Below are 14,649 nucleotides of genomic sequence, written 5' to 3'. Positions count from 1 at the left end.
CGGGCGCCCTCGGTGTGTGCGGCTCAGCGGCGGCGGGCCAGGGACAGCGTGCGCCGCGCCGCCGCCACCACCGCCGCGTCGATGAAGGTGCCGTCCTCCAGCGCCTGCGCGCCCCGCTGCCGGGCCGCCGCCTTCACCACCGTCTCCGCCTGCTCGACCTCCTCCGGGCCGGGCAGGTAGGCCCGCTCGATGATGGGCAGTTGACGGGGGTGGATCGCGGCGCGGCCCAGGAAGCCGAGCGCGCGGCCGTGGGCGCAGGAGGCGGCCAGGCCCTTCAGGTCCCGGGTGTCGGGGTGGACCGACTGGGTGGGAGGAGGCAGCCCGGCCGCGCGGGCGGCGACGACCACCCGCGAGCGCGGCCACCCCAGGCCCGCGTCATCCCGTACGCCGAGGTCGGCGCAGAGGTCGGCCTCGCCGAGCGCGATGCCGCGCAGGGCCGGGTGGGCGGTGGCGATGGCGTGGGCGCGCTCGATGCCGAGGGCGGACTCCAGCAGGGCGTGCAGGGCCGGCGTGCCGCCCCCGGCGGGGGTGGCGCGTTCGGCGACCCGGACGATCTGCTCGGGGGCGGTCACCTTCGGCAGGCGCAGGCCGGACACCCCGGGCAGCCCGGCCAGTGCCCGTACGTCCGCCGCCGCGAGCGGCGTGCCGAGGGCGTTCACACGGACGTGCACGGGGACCGGCTGGGCCTCGGCGAGCAGCTCGGCGGTGGCGGCGCGGGCGTACTCCTTGCGGTCCGGGGCGACCGCGTCCTCCAGGTCGACGATCACCACGTCGGCGCCGCTGGTGAGCGCCTTGGCGACCGTGCGCGGATGGTCGCCCGGGGCGTACAGCCAGGTCAGCGGGATCACAGCGCGCCCTCCGCGCGCAGCGCGGCCAGCTCGTCCGGGGTGAGGCCCGCCTCGGTGAGGACCGCCTCGGTGTCCGCGCCGTGCGGACGGCCGGCCCAGCGGATCGCGCCGGGCGTCGCGGAGAGCCGGAACAGGACGTTCTGCATGCGCAGCGGGCCCAGCTCGGGGTCGTCGACGGTGGTGATGGTGCCGAGGGCCGCGTACTGGGGGTCGGTCATCACGTCCGTCACGTCCTGGACGGGCGCGACGGCCGCCTCCGCCTTCTCGAAGGCGGCCAGGACGTCGGCGCGGGTGTGCCGGGCGATCCAGGCGCCCACCGCCTCGTCGAGCACGTCGGCGTGGCGGGCGCGGTCGGCGCCCGTCGCGAACCAGGGCTCGTCGATCAGCTCCGGGCGGCCGACCAGGTGCATCACGCGTTCGGCGACCGACTGGGCGGAGGTGGAGACGGCGACCCAGGTGCCGTCGGCGGTGCGGTAGGTGTTGCGCGGCGCGTTGTTCTGGGAGCGGTTGCCGGTGCGCGGCTGGACGTGGCCCAGCTGGTCGTACCAGAGCGGATGCGGGCCGAGCACGGTGAGGATCGGCTCGATGAGCGCCAGGTCGACGACCTGGCCCGCGCCGGTGCGGTCGCGGGCGGCGAGCGCGGTCAGCACGGCGTACGCCGTCGCCAGGCCCGCGATGGAGTCGGCGAGGCCGAACGGCGGGAGGGTCGGCGGCGCGTCCGGCTCGCCGGTGATCGCGGCGAAGCCGCTCAGCGCCTCGGCGAGGGTGCCGAAGCCGGGGCGGCGGGCGTACGGGCCGAACTGGCCGAAGCCGGTCACCCGGGCCAGCACCAGCCGGGGGTTGGCGGCGGACAGTTCCGGCCAGCCCAGGTCCCACTTCTCCAGGGTGCCGGGGCGGAAGTTCTCGATGATCACGTCCGCGCCGGCGGCGAGGCGGAGCAGGGTGGCGCGGCCGCCCGGCCTGGACAGGTCGAGGGTGATGGTGCGCTTGTTGCGGCCGAGCAGCTTCCACCACAGGCCCACGCCGTCCTTCGACGGGCCGTGGCCGCGGGACGGGTCGGGCCGGGTGGGGTGCTCCACCTTGACGACGTCCGCGCCGAAGTCGCCGAGCAGAGTGGCGGCGAGCGGGCCGGCGAACAGGGTGGCGAGGTCGAGGACGCGCAGTCCGGTGAGCGGGGGTGGCGGGGGAGACGGTGCCTCGGTCATGGGGCGGATCCCTCGGTGGGTGTCATGGGCGCATCGCCTCCTGGAGGGTGAGCTGGGCCAGGGCGTCGAACCCGCTGCCGTCGAAGCCGGCGAGCGACGTGGTCAGGCGGTTCTTCAGCGGGGCCGTCCAGCGCTCGGGCAGGGCGTCCGGGGTGCCGGCCAGCAGGGCGGCGACGCTGCCCGCCGTGGCGCCGTTGGAGTCGGTGTCCCAGCCGCCGGACACCGCCCGGCAGACGGAGCCGGTGAAGTCGCCGCCGGCGTGGGTGAGAGCGGCGGCGATCAGGGCGGTGTTGGGGACGGCGTGCACCCAGTGGGCGCCCCGGTGGGCGGTGTGCAGTTCGTCCACGACCGTGTCGAAGTCGTCGTGCGTGGCGGCGAGTTCCAGGGCGTGCCGCACCGCGCGGGCCAGCCGGGAGCCGGGCGGGACCACGGTGAGGCCGGTGCGCAGGCAGGCGTGGACGTCGGCCGTGCCGGTGGCGGCGCGGGCGATGACGGCGGCCGTGAACATCGCCGCGTAGACGCCGTTGGCGGTGTGGGTGAGGGTGGCGTCGCGGTGCGCCTGGGCGGCGGCGCGGGCGGGGTCGCCCGGGTTCGTCCAGCCGTGCACGTCGGCGCGGATCAGCGCGCCGATCCACTCGCGGAACGGATTGCGGTGGCGGGCGGTGCGCGGGGGTTCGAGGCCGCAGAGCAGATTGCGGTAGGCGACGCGCTCGGCGGTGAAGGCCCGGCCGGCGGGGAGCAGGTCGAGCCAGAGGGCGGCCACGTCCTCGGTGGTGAAGTCCCGGCCGTGGCGCCGCAGCAGGAGCAGGTTGAGCAGGGGGTAGTCGAGGTCGTCGTCCTCGGGCATGCCGTCGATGTTCTCGGCGAGGGAGGTGGTGGCCGAGCGGCGGTTCCAGGGGTACTCGGCGGCGAGGTCGGCGGGCAGGCCACGGGCCGTGAAGTAGCCGCTCAGGGGCCAGTTGCCGGTGGCGCGGGCCAGTTGGCGGATGCCGTCGAGGGGGAGCTTCTCCACGGGCTTGCCGAGCAGGCAGCCGACGGCCCGGCCCAGCCAGGCGGCGTGCAGCCGGGGGAGCAGGTCCGCCGGGGGAGCGGGGGCCGGTGCGGACGGCCAGTGCGGGCACAGGGAGACGATCCGGTCCAGGTCCGTCGGTTCCCGGTCGGCCAGGCTGCTGGGCAGGTCGGCCAGTTCGTCCAGCAGGTCCTCCGCGAGCAGGCGCAGGTAGCGGGAGCACGGCTGGGGGGAGGCGCCGGCCCGGGCGGGGGCCTCGCAGCCGCCCGCCGCCTTCCAGCGCTCGGCGACCGCCGAGGGCTCGCGGCCGTCCTGGGCGGCCTGGCGCAGTTCGTGGCCGAGCAGGTCCTCGGGCTGTACCCAGGTCAGCCGGAGCATGCGGGGCCTCCCAGCGCGGCGAACGCCGCCTCGTGGGCGCGGCGGCGCCGTACGTCACGGGTGAAGACCTCCCGGGTCACCTCGGTGAGGACGCGGGCCGGTTCGTGCAGGTCCAGCCGGCTGGCCTCGGCGACGGTCTTCGCCCACTCCTGTGGGACCGGGGAGCCGAGGGCGCCGGCCAGCGCGCCGGCCATGGTGGCGATGGAGTCGCAGTCGCGGCCGTAGTTGACCGCGCCGAGCACCGCGTGGCGGTAGTCGCCGCCCGCCACCAGCAGCATGCCCAGCGCGATGGGCAGCTCCTCGATCGCGTGCAGCCGGGAGGGGCGGCGGGCCCCCAGGGACGGGTTGCGGTAGTCGGGGCCGACCGTGTCGTACGGGGCCACCGCCGCGCGCAGCGGGACCAGCGCCGACTCGAAGTCGGTGTGGCGGGCGGCCGTCTCGCAGACCCGCTCGATCGCCGCGCGGGTGCCGTCCTTCGCCAGGGACAGGCAGGCGGCCACCACCGCGTCCGGGGTCGCGCCGGGGGCGCAGGCCGCGGCCACCGCCGCCGCGAACACCCCGGCCGCCTCCCGGCCGTACGACGACTGGTGGGCGCCCGCGACGTCCAGCGCCTCCGCGTACGCGCCCGCCGGATGGGCCGCGTTGACCAGGCCGACGGGCGCCGTGTACATCGCCGCCCCGCAGTTGACGATGTTGCCGACGCCTGCCTCGCGGGGGTCCGCGTGGCCGTAGTGGATCCGCGCGACGAGCCACTTCTCGGCCAGGAAGAGGCGGTGCAACGGCAGGGCCTCGGCCTCCAGTTCGGGGATCCAGCGCGGGGTCGTCATCAGGTCCGGCACCAGGTGGCCGGCGATCGCGTAGGCGTCCAGGTGGTCGCGGACCGTCGCGTACACGCGGACCAGCGCGTGCGTCATCAGGGTGTCGTCGGTGACGTGGCCGTCGCCCTTGTGGTACGGCGCGATGGGGCGGGCGGTGCGCCAGGCGTCGCCGTTCCAGGGACCGACGACGCCGTGCACCCGGCCGCCGTGGCGTTCGAGGATCTGGTCGGGGGAGTAGCCCTCCACGGGGCCGCCGAGGGCGTCGCCGACGGCGGCCCCGACCAGCGCGCCGGTGATCCGTTCGGCCAGGGACTCCGCCCGGCTCCCGTCTCCTCGGCATTCTTCTCTTTTGGGAGTCATGCCCAAATCATCCTCCTGGCGGGGCCGGTTGCGCGGCTTCCAGGAGTCCGGCGAGTTCCACCAGGTCGGTGCCGGTCAGCCGGGGCAGCACACAGCCCGGCAGCAGACGGCAGGCGTCCCGCCAGGACGCGGGGATCGCCGCGCCGCCGCCCAGCGCGCCCGTGAGGGCGCCCGCGAGGGCCGGGGCCGAGTCGGCGACCCGGGACAGGCAGGCCGCCGCGGGGACCGCCTCCGCGATACGGCCGCGGGCGGCGACCGCGAGCGCGAGGGCCACCGGGACGGTCTCGGCGGCGGCGATGCCGTAGCTGTAGACGTGGTCGACGATCTGGTGCTCCAGCAGCGGGATCAGGGCGAAGGCGCTGTCCGCGTCCGCCGCCAGGCGCAGGGCGTGGCGGGCGTTGCGGCCGATCTCCGTCTCCTCCGGCAGCTCGCCGAGGGCGGCCGTCGCGCAGGCGCCGGGGCCGGCCCCGGACAGCGCGAGCGCCACCGCGGCGGCCATCGCGCGGGCGCCGTGCACCCCGTCGCCGTCCTGGGTGTAGCGGGCGTCGAACTCGGCGAGGGCGGCGGCGCCCGCGGGATCGCCGGGGTGGGCCACCGCGAGGACGCAGGCGCGGACGCAGGCCGCGTCGTCGAAGTAGTGCGGATTGTCGTGGCCGGTGGCGGGCGGGCGCAGGCCCGCGGCCAGGTTGCCGAGACCCGCGCGCACCGAGATGCGGGCGCGCAGGGGGAGGACGGCGGACTCCACCTCGGGTGCGCGCTCGGCCGCCGCGGCGACCTCGCTCGCCACGGCGCTCCAGGTGAGGTCGATGGCGGCGCGCATGCGCCGGTCCCGGCTCAGGTCGCCGAGGACGGCGTCGTCACCGGCCCGCAGGACCGCCTCCGCGGCGAACACCGCCCATTCGGCGTCGTCGGACGGGCCGAGACGCAGGGGCTCCGGGGGCTGGTTCAGGGCGATCGGGACGGGGAGGGTCGTGGTGGCGTTGTGCTCGGCGAAGGTGTCCAGCTCGCGGGTGAGGCGGCGGGTCCAGCCGGGCATGCGGGCGGCGCGGTGCCGGGCGGCGGGCCAGCCCGCGGCGTCACCCGCGGCCAGGCCGAGGAGCAGGCCCTCGATGCGGTGGCCGGTGGTGCGCGGGGGGTCCGCGGCGGGCGCCGGGCGGGGGGTCCGCGGGCCGCGCGCCGTGGCGGGGGTCTCGGGTGCGTCCTCGCGCTCCGCCGGTTGCTCGCTGCCGCCCGCACCACCCGTGCTGCCTCCGCCGCCGGGGGCGGGCGGCGCCTTCGGCGGACGACCGCCGCCGGCGGGTGCGGGGTGGGGGGCGTGCGGGGTCGTGCGGGGGGTGCCGCCGGGTGCGGGTGAGGGGGGCGGCGGATCGCCGACGGTGGGCGGGGGGTCGGGGGCCGGTGGCAGCAGGGGTCTCCCGGGGGCCGTGGCCGGGGACTCCGCGGCGTCCTTCACGGGGGTGGCGCCGTCCCACGGGGCCGGTGGGGTCATGGGGTCACCTCCGGTGCCACCAGGTCGGCCACGTCCAGGACGTGGTGGCCCGCCATCGAGGGGAGACAGCTGCCGCGGGCCGGGCCGATGGCGGTCGCCCAGTCCCCGGGGATCGCGGACGCGCCCTGGGTCGCGCCCGCCAGGGCGCCCGCCACGGCGGCCGTGGTGTCGGCGTCGCGGCCCATGTTGACGGCGGTCAGGACCGCCTCCTTGAAGTCGCCGTCGGCGGCGGCGTAGGCGCCGAAGGCCAGCGCGACCGCCTCGGGGGCGAGGTCGGTCCAGGGGTAGCCGCCGATGACGACGGCGGAGCGGACCGCGCGTTCCCCCCGGTGGGCCGCGGTCACCGCGCGCCGCAGCGAGCGGGCCGTCCAGGAGTCGTCGGGGACCACGGCGAGGGCGGAGGCGACGACGGCGATGGGCTCGGCGCCCGCCATCGCCGCCGCGACGCCCGCCGCGACCGCCTGCCCGCCGTAGATGCCCTCCCCGTCGTGGCTGACCGAGCCGTCGATCGCGACGAGGCGGGCGGCCTCCGCGGGGCGGCCCGCGGCGAAGACGCCGTGCGGGGCCGCGCGCATGGCGAGGCCGTCGCTCCAGGCGTGCCGGTGCTGGGCGGAGATGGGGGCGGCGAGGCCCCGGCGCAGGTTCTCCAGGGTGCCGCGCTCGCTGAACCCCGCGCCGCGGAACGGTCCCTCGGCGCGGTCGGCGATCCACTCGTGCCAGGCGGCCTCCACGTGGGCCGGGGTGAGCGCGTGGCCGTGCCGGGCGAGCAGCAGGCCGGAGAAGATCGCGTACTCGGTGTCGTCGGTGCCGGCCGGGGGGTGGGTGACGTAGCCGGTGATGCGGCCCCAGCGGGCGCGGATCTGTGAGGGCTTGAGGTTCTCGGCGGGGGCGCCCAGCGCGTCCCCGACCGCGAGGCCGAGCAGCGCGCCGCGCGCGCGTTCGCGCAGGCGGGCGGCGTTCGCGGGCGCCGGGACCGAGGGACTGCAGGCGGTCGATGCCATGCGGGCCTCTCCTCTCAAGGGGCGCCGGGGGCGGCGCGGGAGCCCTTTGGGGCACTGTCCCCCGGCGCGGCCCGCCGCGCAGCCTCAGGGGCCCCGGCATCACCCGGTCGACATGTGCGCGGACAGGCGCACGGATGAGCACGGAAGGGTAAAACCGCAGGTTAGCCCAGCCTTTCCTTGCTGGCGGGCGGGAAGGGGGAGGCGTAGTCTTGGTGTTGTCAAAAAGTAGAAGCAGTCCAAAGAAGCTGTCTGGGGGACCGGTATGGCCATCATCGAGACCGAGGCGCCGCTGCACGAGGCGCACCGCGACAACCACACGCACCGCGATGTGAACGGCGGCTGGCTGCGCCCCGCCGTCTTCGGCGCCATGGACGGCCTGGTCTCCAACCTCGCCCTGATGACCGGTGTCGCCGGGGGCACCGCCGGTCAGCACACCGTCGTCATCAGCGGGCTCGCGGGCCTCGCCGCCGGCGCCTTCTCCATGGCGGCCGGCGAGTACACCTCCGTGGCCTCCCAGCGGGAGCTGGTCGAGGCCGAGCTGGACGTGGAGCGGCGCGAGCTGCGCCGGCACCCCAAGGACGAGGAGGCGGAGCTGGCCGCGCTGTACGTGTCGCGCGATGTCGACCCGGGCCTCGCGCGGGAGGTGGCGCGGCAGCTGTCGGAGGACCCCGAGCAGGCGCTGGAGATACACGCCCGCGAGGAACTGGGCATCGACCCCGGCGATCTGCCGTCGCCGCTGGTCGCCGCGGTGTCGAGCTTCGGCTCCTTCGCGCTGGGCGCCCTGCTGCCCGTACTGCCGTACCTGCTGGGGGCGAGCGCGCTGTGGCCGGCCGTGCTGCTCGCGCTGCTCGGCCTGTTCCTGTGCGGTGCGGTGGTGGCCAAGGTGACCGCGCGGAGCTGGTGGTTCAGCGGTCTGCGCCAGCTCGCGCTGGGTGGTGCCGCGGCCGGTGTGACGTACGCCCTGGGCATGGCGTTCGGTGTGGCCGTAGGATGACGCGGCTGGAACTTATGCGATGGGCCGCATAAGTAGCCGTTACTCGTTGGTTTCGTACGTTCGGCCACCGGGCATGAGCCGTAAGCGCTTCGGGCAATGAGGCCTGCGGCGCACCCGCGGGGTGAGCGACGCTGCTCCCCCCGCCACGGGCCGTCGGACACCGATCTGTCCGCATCGGTCCCCCAGACCTCCGCCGCGAACGCGGCACCTGCCGCCACCGCGGCGTCCGCATGCTGGAACGGAGTATCCGGTTCCCGAGAACCGCTCCATCATGTAACCTGCACGAAATTTTGATCTCATCGCAGATCCGCAGAGGGCCAACGTCGTCCCTCGGCAGCTCCCCCAGAGCCCTACGGGCCTGGGAGGTACCACCAGCCACATGACGACGACGGGAGAGCCGATGCGTACGCCGCGCCAGCCGTCCCAGCACTCCGCGAATGGCCAGAACTGGTCCTTCATGGATGCTCGCCCTGCTGCGCAGGGTATGTACGACCCCCGCAACGAGCACGACGCCTGTGGCGTCGGCTTCGTCGCCACCCTGACCGGCGAGGCGTCCCACACCCTGGTCGAGCAGGCACTCACCGTCCTGCGCAACCTCGAACACCGGGGTGCCACCGGCTCCGAGCCGGACTCCGGCGACGGCGCGGGCATCCTCTCCCAGGTGCCGGACGCCTTCTTCCGCGAGGTGGCCGGATTCCCGCTGCCCGAGGCCGGTGCCTACGCCGTCGGCATCGCCTTCCTGCCGGAGGACGGCACCGCCGACGCCGTCTCGCGCATCGAGGCGATCGCCGGCGAGGAGGGCCTCACGGTCCTCGGCTGGCGAGAGGTCCCGGTCGCCCCCGACCTGCTCGGCGCGACCGCCCGCTCGACCATGCCGGTCTTCCGCCAGCTCTTCGTCACCGACGGGCGGTCCACGGGCATCGTCCTGGACCGCAAGGCGTTCGTGCTGCGCAAGCGCGCCGAGCGCGAGGCGGGCGTCTACTTCCCGTCGCTGTCCGCGCGGACCATCGTCTACAAGGGCATGCTGACCACCGGGCAGCTCGAGCCGTTCTTCCCGGACCTGTCCGACCGCCGCTTCGGCTCCGCGATCGCGCTCGTGCACTCCCGGTTCTCCACGAACACCTTCCCCTCGTGGCCGCTCGCACACCCGTACCGGTTCGTCGCGCACAACGGTGAGATCAACACCGTCAAGGGCAACCGCAACTGGATGCGCGCCCGCGAGTCCCAGCTCGTCTCCGACCTGTTCGGCGAGCGCGAGCTGGACCGCATCTTCCCGGTGTGCACCCCGGACGCCTCCGACTCCGCGTCCTTCGACGAGGTGCTGGAGCTGCTCCACCTCGGCGGCCGTTCGCTGCCGCACTCCGTGCTGATGATGATCCCGGAGGCGTGGGAGAACCACGACTCCATGGACCCGGCCCGGCGCGCCTTCTACCAGTACCACTCCACGATGATGGAGCCCTGGGACGGCCCGGCCTGCGTCACCTTCACCGACGGCACCCAGGTCGGCGCCGTGCTCGACCGCAACGGGCTGCGCCCCGGCCGCTACTGGGTCACCGACGACGGCCTCGTCGTCCTCGGCTCCGAGGTCGGCGTCCTCGACATCGACCCGGCCAAGGTGGTCCGCAAGGGCCGCCTCCAGCCCGGCAGGATGTTCCTCGTCGACACCGCCGAGCACCGCATCATCGAGGACGACGAGATCAAGGCCCAGCTGGCCGCCGAGGCGCCGTACGCCGAGTGGCTGGAGGCCGGCGAGATCGAGCTGGGCGACCTGCCCGAGCGTGAGCACATCGTGCACACCCACGCCTCGGTCACCCGCCGCCAGCAGACCTTCGGCTACACCGAGGAGGAGCTGCGCGTCATCCTGGCCCCCATGGCCAAGAGCGGCGCCGAGCCGATCGGCTCGATGGGCACCGACTCGCCGATCGCCGCCCTCTCCGAGCGCCCCCGGCTGCTCTTCGACTACTTCACCCAGCTCTTCGCGCAGGTCACCAACCCGCCGCTGGACGCGATCCGCGAGGAGCTGGTCACCTCCCTGCGCTCGTCGCTGGGCCCGCAGGGCAACCTGCTGGAGCCGACCGCCGCGTCCTGCCGCAGCGTCGTGCTGCCCTTCCCGGTGATCGACAACGACGAGCTGGCCAAGCTCATCCACATCAACGCCGACGGCGACATGCCCGGCATGAAGGCCGCGACCCTCTCCGGCCTCTACCGGGTCTCCGGCGGCGGGGACGCGCTCGCCGCGCGCATCGAGGAGATCTGCGCCGAGGCCGACGCCGCCATCGAGAACGGCGCCCGGCTGATCGTCCTGTCCGACCGGCACTCCGACGCCGAGCACGCGCCGATCCCGTCGCTGCTGCTCACCGCGGCCGTCCACCACCACCTCATCCGCACCAAGCAGCGCACCCAGGTGGGCCTGCTGGTCGAGGCCGGCGACGTCCGCGAGGTCCACCACGTCGCCCTCCTCATCGGCTACGGCGCCGCCGCCGTCAACCCGTACCTGGCGATGGAGTCCGTCGAGGACCTGGTCCGCGCGGGCACCTTCCTGCCGGGCATCGAGCCCGAGCAGGCCATCCGCAACCTCATCCACGCCCTCGGCAAGGGCGTGCTGAAGGTCATGTCCAAGATGGGCATCTCGACCGTCGCCTCCTACCGCGGCGCCCAGGTCTTCGAGGCGGTCGGCCTGGACCAGGCCTTCGTCGAGAAGTACTTCAACGGCACCGCCACCAAGATCGGCGGCGTCGGCATCGACGTCATCGCCAAGGAGGTCGCCGCCCGCCACGCCAAGGCCTACCCGGCCTCCGGCATCGCTCCCGCGCACCGCGCGCTGGAGATCGGCGGCGAGTACCAGTGGCGCCGCGAGGGCGAGCCGCACCTGTTCGACCCGGAGACGGTCTTCCGCCTCCAGCACTCCACGCGCTCCGGCCGCTACGACATCTTCAAGAAGTACACCGAGCGCGTGAACGAGCAGTCCGAGCGGCTGATGACGCTGCGCGGCCTGTTCGGCTTCAAGTCGGACCGCAAGCCGATCCCGGTCGAGGAGGTCGAGCCGGTCTCCGAGATCGTCAAGCGCTTCTCGACGGGTGCCATGTCGTACGGCTCCATCTCCAAGGAGGCGCACGAGACCCTCGCCATCGCCATGAACCAGCTGGGCGGCAAGTCCAACACCGGTGAGGGCGGCGAGGACCCGGAGCGCCTGTACGACCCGGCGCGCCGGTCGTCGATCAAGCAGGTGGCCTCCGGCCGCTTCGGCGTCACCTCCGAGTACCTGGTCAACGCCGACGACATCCAGATCAAGATGGCCCAGGGCGCCAAGCCCGGCGAGGGCGGCCAGCTGCCCGGCCACAAGGTCTACCCGTGGGTGGCCAGGACCCGTCACTCGACGCCGGGCGTCGGCCTGATCTCGCCGCCGCCGCACCACGACATCTACTCGATCGAGGACCTGGCCCAGCTGATCCACGACCTGAAGAATGCCAACCCCCGGGCGCGCATTCACGTCAAGCTGGTCTCCGAGGTCGGCGTCGGCACGGTCGCGGCGGGTGTGTCCAAGGCGCACGCGGACGTCGTGCTGATCTCCGGTCACGACGGCGGCACCGGTGCCTCCCCGCTCACCTCGCTGAAGCACGCGGGCGGCCCCTGGGAGCTGGGCCTCGCCGAGACCCAGCAGACCCTGCTGCTCAACGGCCTGCGCGACCGCATCGTGGTGCAGACCGACGGCCAGCTGAAGACCGGCCGCGACGTGGTCATCGCGGCGCTGCTCGGCGCCGAGGAGTTCGGTTTCGCGACCGCGCCGCTCGTCGTCTCCGGCTGCGTCATGATGCGCGTCTGCCACCTGGACACCTGCCCGGTCGGCATCGCCACCCAGAACCCGGTCCTGCGCGACCGCTTCTCCGGCAAGGCCGAGTACGTCGTCAACTTCTTCCGGTTCATCGCCGAGGAGGTCCGCGAGCTGCTGGCCGAGCTGGGCTTCCGCTCCATCGAGGAGGCCGTCGGCCACGCCGAGGTGCTGGACGTCGAGCGCGCGGTCGACCACTGGAAGGCGCAGGGCCTGGACCTGGAGCCGCTGTTCCACGTCCCCGAGCTGCCCGAGGGCGCGGTCCGCCACGCCCTGGTCGCCCAGGACCACGGCCTGGAGAAGGCGCTGGACAACGAGCTGATCAAGCTGGCCGCCGACGCGCTCGCCGCGAGCGACGCCGGCGCGGCCCAGCCGGTGCGCGCCCAGGTCGCCATCCGCAACATCAACCGCACGGTCGGCACCATGCTCGGCCACGAGGTGACGAAGCGGTTCGGCGGCGCGGGCCTGCCCGACGACACCATCGACATCACCTTCACCGGCTCCGCCGGCCAGTCCTTCGGCGCCTTCGTGCCGCGCGGTGTCACGCTGCGCCTGGAGGGCGACGCCAACGACTACGTCGGCAAGGGCCTCTCGGGCGGCCGCATCGTGGTCCGCCCGGACCGCGGCGCCGACCACCTCGCCGAGTACAGCGTCATCGCCGGCAACACCATCGGCTACGGCGCCACCGGCGGCGAGATGTTCCTGCGCGGCAAGGTCGGCGAGCGCTTCTGCGTCCGCAACTCCGGCGCGCTGGTGGTCTCCGAGGGCGTGGGCGACCACGGCTGCGAGTACATGACCGGCGGCCACGCGGTGGTCCTCGGCGAGACGGGCCGCAACTTCGCGGCCGGCATGTCCGGCGGTGTCGCCTACGTCATCGACCTGGACCGCGACAACGTCAACGCCGGCAACCTGGACTCCGTCGAGGCGCTGGACGAGTCCGACCGGCAGTGGCTGCACGACGTGGTGCGCCGCCACCACGAGGAGACGGGCTCGACCGTCGCCGAGAAGCTGCTCGCGGACTGGGACTCCGCCGCCGAGCGCTTCAGCAAGATCATCCCCCGTACGTACAAGGCAGTGCTCGCCGCCAAGGACGCCGCCGAGCGAGCCGGTCTCCCCGAGTCCGAGATCACCGAGAAGATGATGGAGGCGGCGATCAATGGCTGACCCGAAGGGCTTTCTGAACCACGGCCGCGAGGTCGCCAGGTCCCGCCCCGTCGAGGAGCGCGTCCGGGACTGGAACGAGGTCTACGTCCCCGGCTCGCTGCTGCCGATCATCAGCAAGCAGGCCAGCCGCTGCATGGACTGCGGCATCCCCTTCTGCCACAACGGCTGTCCGCTGGGGAACCTGATCCCCGAGTGGAACGACTACGCCTACCGCGAGGACTGGTCGGCCGCGCAGGAGCGCCTGCACGCCACCAACAACTTCCCGGAGTTCACCGGCCGGCTGTGCCCGGCTCCCTGCGAGTCGGCGTGTGTGCTCGGCATCAACCAGCCGCCGGTCACCATCAAGAACGTCGAGGTGTCGATCATCGACAAGGCGTGGGAGACCGGGGACGTCGCCCCGCAGATCCCGGAGCGCCTGTCGGGCAAGACCGTCGCCGTCGTCGGCTCGGGCCCGGCCGGCCTCGCCGCCGCCCAGCAGCTGACCCGGGCCGGGCACACGGTCGCCGTCTACGAGCGCGCGGACCGCATCGGGGGCCTCCTCCGTTACGGCATCCCCGAGTTCAAGATGGAGAAGCGGCACATCAACCGCCGTATCGAGCAGATGCGCGCGGAGGGCACCCGCTTCCGCACCGGCGTCGAGATCGGCCGAGACCTGAAGGCGACGGACCTGAAGAAGCGGTACGACGCGGTGGTCCTGGCGGTCGGCGCGACGACCGCGCGCGACCTGCCGGTGCCGGGCCGCGAGCTCAAGGGCATCCACCAGGCCATGGAGTACCTGCCGCTGGCCAACAAGGTGCAGGAGGGCGACTTCGTGGCGCCCCCCATCACGGCCGAGGGCAAGCACGTCGTGGTCATCGGCGGCGGCGACACCGGCGCGGACTGCGTGGGCACCGCCCACCGCCAGGGCGCGGCCTCGGTGACGCAGCTGGAGATCATGCCGAAGCCGGGCGAGGACCGCGCGCCGCACCAGCCGTGGCCGACCTTCCCGATGCTGTACAAGGTCACCAGCGCCCACGAGGAGGGCGGCGAGCGGGTCTACTCCGTCTCCACCACCCACTTCGAGGGCGACGAGGACGGCAACGTCCAGTGGCTGCACCTGGTCGAGGTGGAGTTCGTCGACGGCAAGCTGACCCAGAAGCCGGGCACGGAGCGCAAGATCCCCGCCCAGCTGGTCACCCTGGCGATGGGCTTCACCGGCACCGACCGGGAGAACGGCCTGGTCGAGCAGTTCGGGCTGGAACTCGACGAGCGGGGTAACATCGCCCGTGACGCCGACTTCCAGACGAACGTGCCCGGTGTCTTCGTCGCCGGTGACGCGGGCCGCGGCCAGTCGCTCATCGTGTGGGCGATCGCCGAGGGCCGCTCGGCCGCCCGCGGCGTGGACCGCTTCCTGACCGGTGCCAGCGAGCTGCCGGCCCCGATCCGCCCGACGGACCGCGCGCTGACGGTCTGACGGCCACGACGGTGACCCGAGGGTCACCCGCACACGTCCCGTACAAAGGCGTACGGAACACAGACGGCGCCTGCCCCTTGTCCCCGACCGGACGACCGGGC

General features: G+C 74.1%; 9 protein-coding genes. 3 read left to right on the top strand and 6 right to left on the bottom strand.

The window, feature by feature from the left end; translation table 11 throughout:
- Positions 1 to 23 precede the first annotated feature (23 nt).
- Genes SGLAU_RS09100 through SGLAU_RS09075 form a run of 6 tightly spaced genes read right to left on the bottom strand, consistent with a single transcriptional unit; the run spans position 24 to position 7,108 of the window.
- Positions 24 to 848, bottom strand: a complete 825-nt coding sequence (locus SGLAU_RS09100; RefSeq protein WP_043499981.1) for an HpcH/HpaI aldolase/citrate lyase family protein — start codon at positions 846 to 848, stop codon at positions 24 to 26.
- Complete coding sequence (locus tag SGLAU_RS09095; RefSeq protein WP_043499979.1) at positions 845 to 2,053, bottom strand: CaiB/BaiF CoA transferase family protein; 1,209 nt, start codon at positions 2,051 to 2,053, stop codon at positions 845 to 847. Before SGLAU_RS09095 ends, SGLAU_RS09100 begins: the two co-directional genes overlap by 4 nt.
- A 22-nt stretch (positions 2,054 to 2,075) precedes the next feature.
- Positions 2,076 to 3,440 carry an ADP-ribosylglycohydrolase family protein gene (locus tag SGLAU_RS09090; protein ID WP_043499978.1) on the bottom strand — a complete coding sequence of 455 codons (1,365 nt, stop codon included), beginning with the start codon at positions 3,438 to 3,440 and terminating at the stop codon, positions 2,076 to 2,078.
- Positions 3,428 to 4,618, bottom strand: coding sequence for an ADP-ribosylglycohydrolase family protein (locus SGLAU_RS09085; protein ID WP_043499975.1), 1,191 nt, complete (start codon positions 4,616 to 4,618; stop codon positions 3,428 to 3,430). Before SGLAU_RS09085 ends, SGLAU_RS09090 begins: the two co-directional genes overlap by 13 nt.
- 7 nt (positions 4,619 to 4,625) lie before the next feature.
- Positions 4,626 to 6,107, bottom strand: a complete 1,482-nt coding sequence (locus tag SGLAU_RS09080) for an ADP-ribosylglycohydrolase family protein (protein WP_167551850.1) — start codon at positions 6,105 to 6,107, stop codon at positions 4,626 to 4,628.
- Positions 6,104 to 7,108 carry an ADP-ribosylglycohydrolase family protein gene (locus SGLAU_RS09075; protein ID WP_043499973.1) on the bottom strand — a complete coding sequence of 335 codons (1,005 nt, stop codon included), beginning with the start codon at positions 7,106 to 7,108 and terminating at the stop codon, positions 6,104 to 6,106. The genes SGLAU_RS09080 and SGLAU_RS09075 overlap by 4 nt, the downstream gene beginning before the upstream one ends.
- 262 nt (positions 7,109 to 7,370) lie before the next feature.
- On the opposite strand from SGLAU_RS09075, the gene SGLAU_RS09070 reads away from it, so the two are divergent.
- The 3 genes from SGLAU_RS09070 to SGLAU_RS09060 all read left to right on the top strand — a co-directional run bounded on the left by SGLAU_RS09070 (position 7,371) and on the right by SGLAU_RS09060 (position 14,548).
- On the top strand, positions 7,371 to 8,102 hold the full coding sequence (locus SGLAU_RS09070; protein WP_043499972.1) for a VIT1/CCC1 transporter family protein: 732 nt from the start codon (positions 7,371 to 7,373) through the stop codon (positions 8,100 to 8,102).
- A gap of 400 nt (positions 8,103 to 8,502) precedes the next feature.
- Positions 8,503 to 13,095, top strand: a complete 4,593-nt coding sequence (gltB, locus tag SGLAU_RS09065; RefSeq protein WP_078957645.1) for a glutamate synthase large subunit — start codon at positions 8,503 to 8,505, stop codon at positions 13,093 to 13,095.
- On the top strand, positions 13,088 to 14,548 hold the full coding sequence (locus tag SGLAU_RS09060; RefSeq protein WP_043499969.1) for a glutamate synthase subunit beta: 1,461 nt from the start codon (positions 13,088 to 13,090) through the stop codon (positions 14,546 to 14,548). The genes gltB and SGLAU_RS09060 overlap by 8 nt, the downstream gene beginning before the upstream one ends.
- Positions 14,549 to 14,649 lie beyond the last annotated feature (101 nt).

The sequence above is a fragment of the Streptomyces glaucescens genome (assembly GCF_000761215.1).
GTDB lineage: Bacteria > Actinomycetota > Actinomycetes > Streptomycetales > Streptomycetaceae > Streptomyces > Streptomyces glaucescens_B.
Note: the sequence above shows the minus strand (reverse complement) of the source record. Positions and strands in the feature narration are given on the sequence as shown.

Bases quoted from the DNA above. Each gene is read 5' to 3' on its own strand.
- SGLAU_RS09095 (WP_043499979.1), bottom strand. From the start codon at position 2,053: ATGACCGAGGCACCGTCTCCCCCGCCACCCCCGCTCACCGGACTGCGC.
- SGLAU_RS09090 (WP_043499978.1), bottom strand. From the start codon at position 3,440: ATGCTCCGGCTGACCTGGGTACAGCCCGAGGACCTGCTCGGCCACGAA.
- SGLAU_RS09085 (WP_043499975.1), bottom strand. From the start codon at position 4,618: ATGACTCCCAAAAGAGAAGAATGCCGAGGAGACGGGAGCCGGGCGGAG.
- SGLAU_RS09080 (WP_167551850.1), bottom strand. From the start codon at position 6,107: ATGACCCCACCGGCCCCGTGGGACGGCGCCACCCCCGTGAAGGACGCC.
- SGLAU_RS09075 (WP_043499973.1), bottom strand. From the start codon at position 7,108: ATGGCATCGACCGCCTGCAGTCCCTCGGTCCCGGCGCCCGCGAACGCC.
- SGLAU_RS09070 (WP_043499972.1), top strand. From the start codon at position 7,371: ATGGCCATCATCGAGACCGAGGCGCCGCTGCACGAGGCGCACCGCGAC.
- gltB (WP_078957645.1), top strand. From the start codon at position 8,503: ATGCGTACGCCGCGCCAGCCGTCCCAGCACTCCGCGAATGGCCAGAAC.
- SGLAU_RS09060 (WP_043499969.1), top strand. From the start codon at position 13,088: ATGGCTGACCCGAAGGGCTTTCTGAACCACGGCCGCGAGGTCGCCAGG.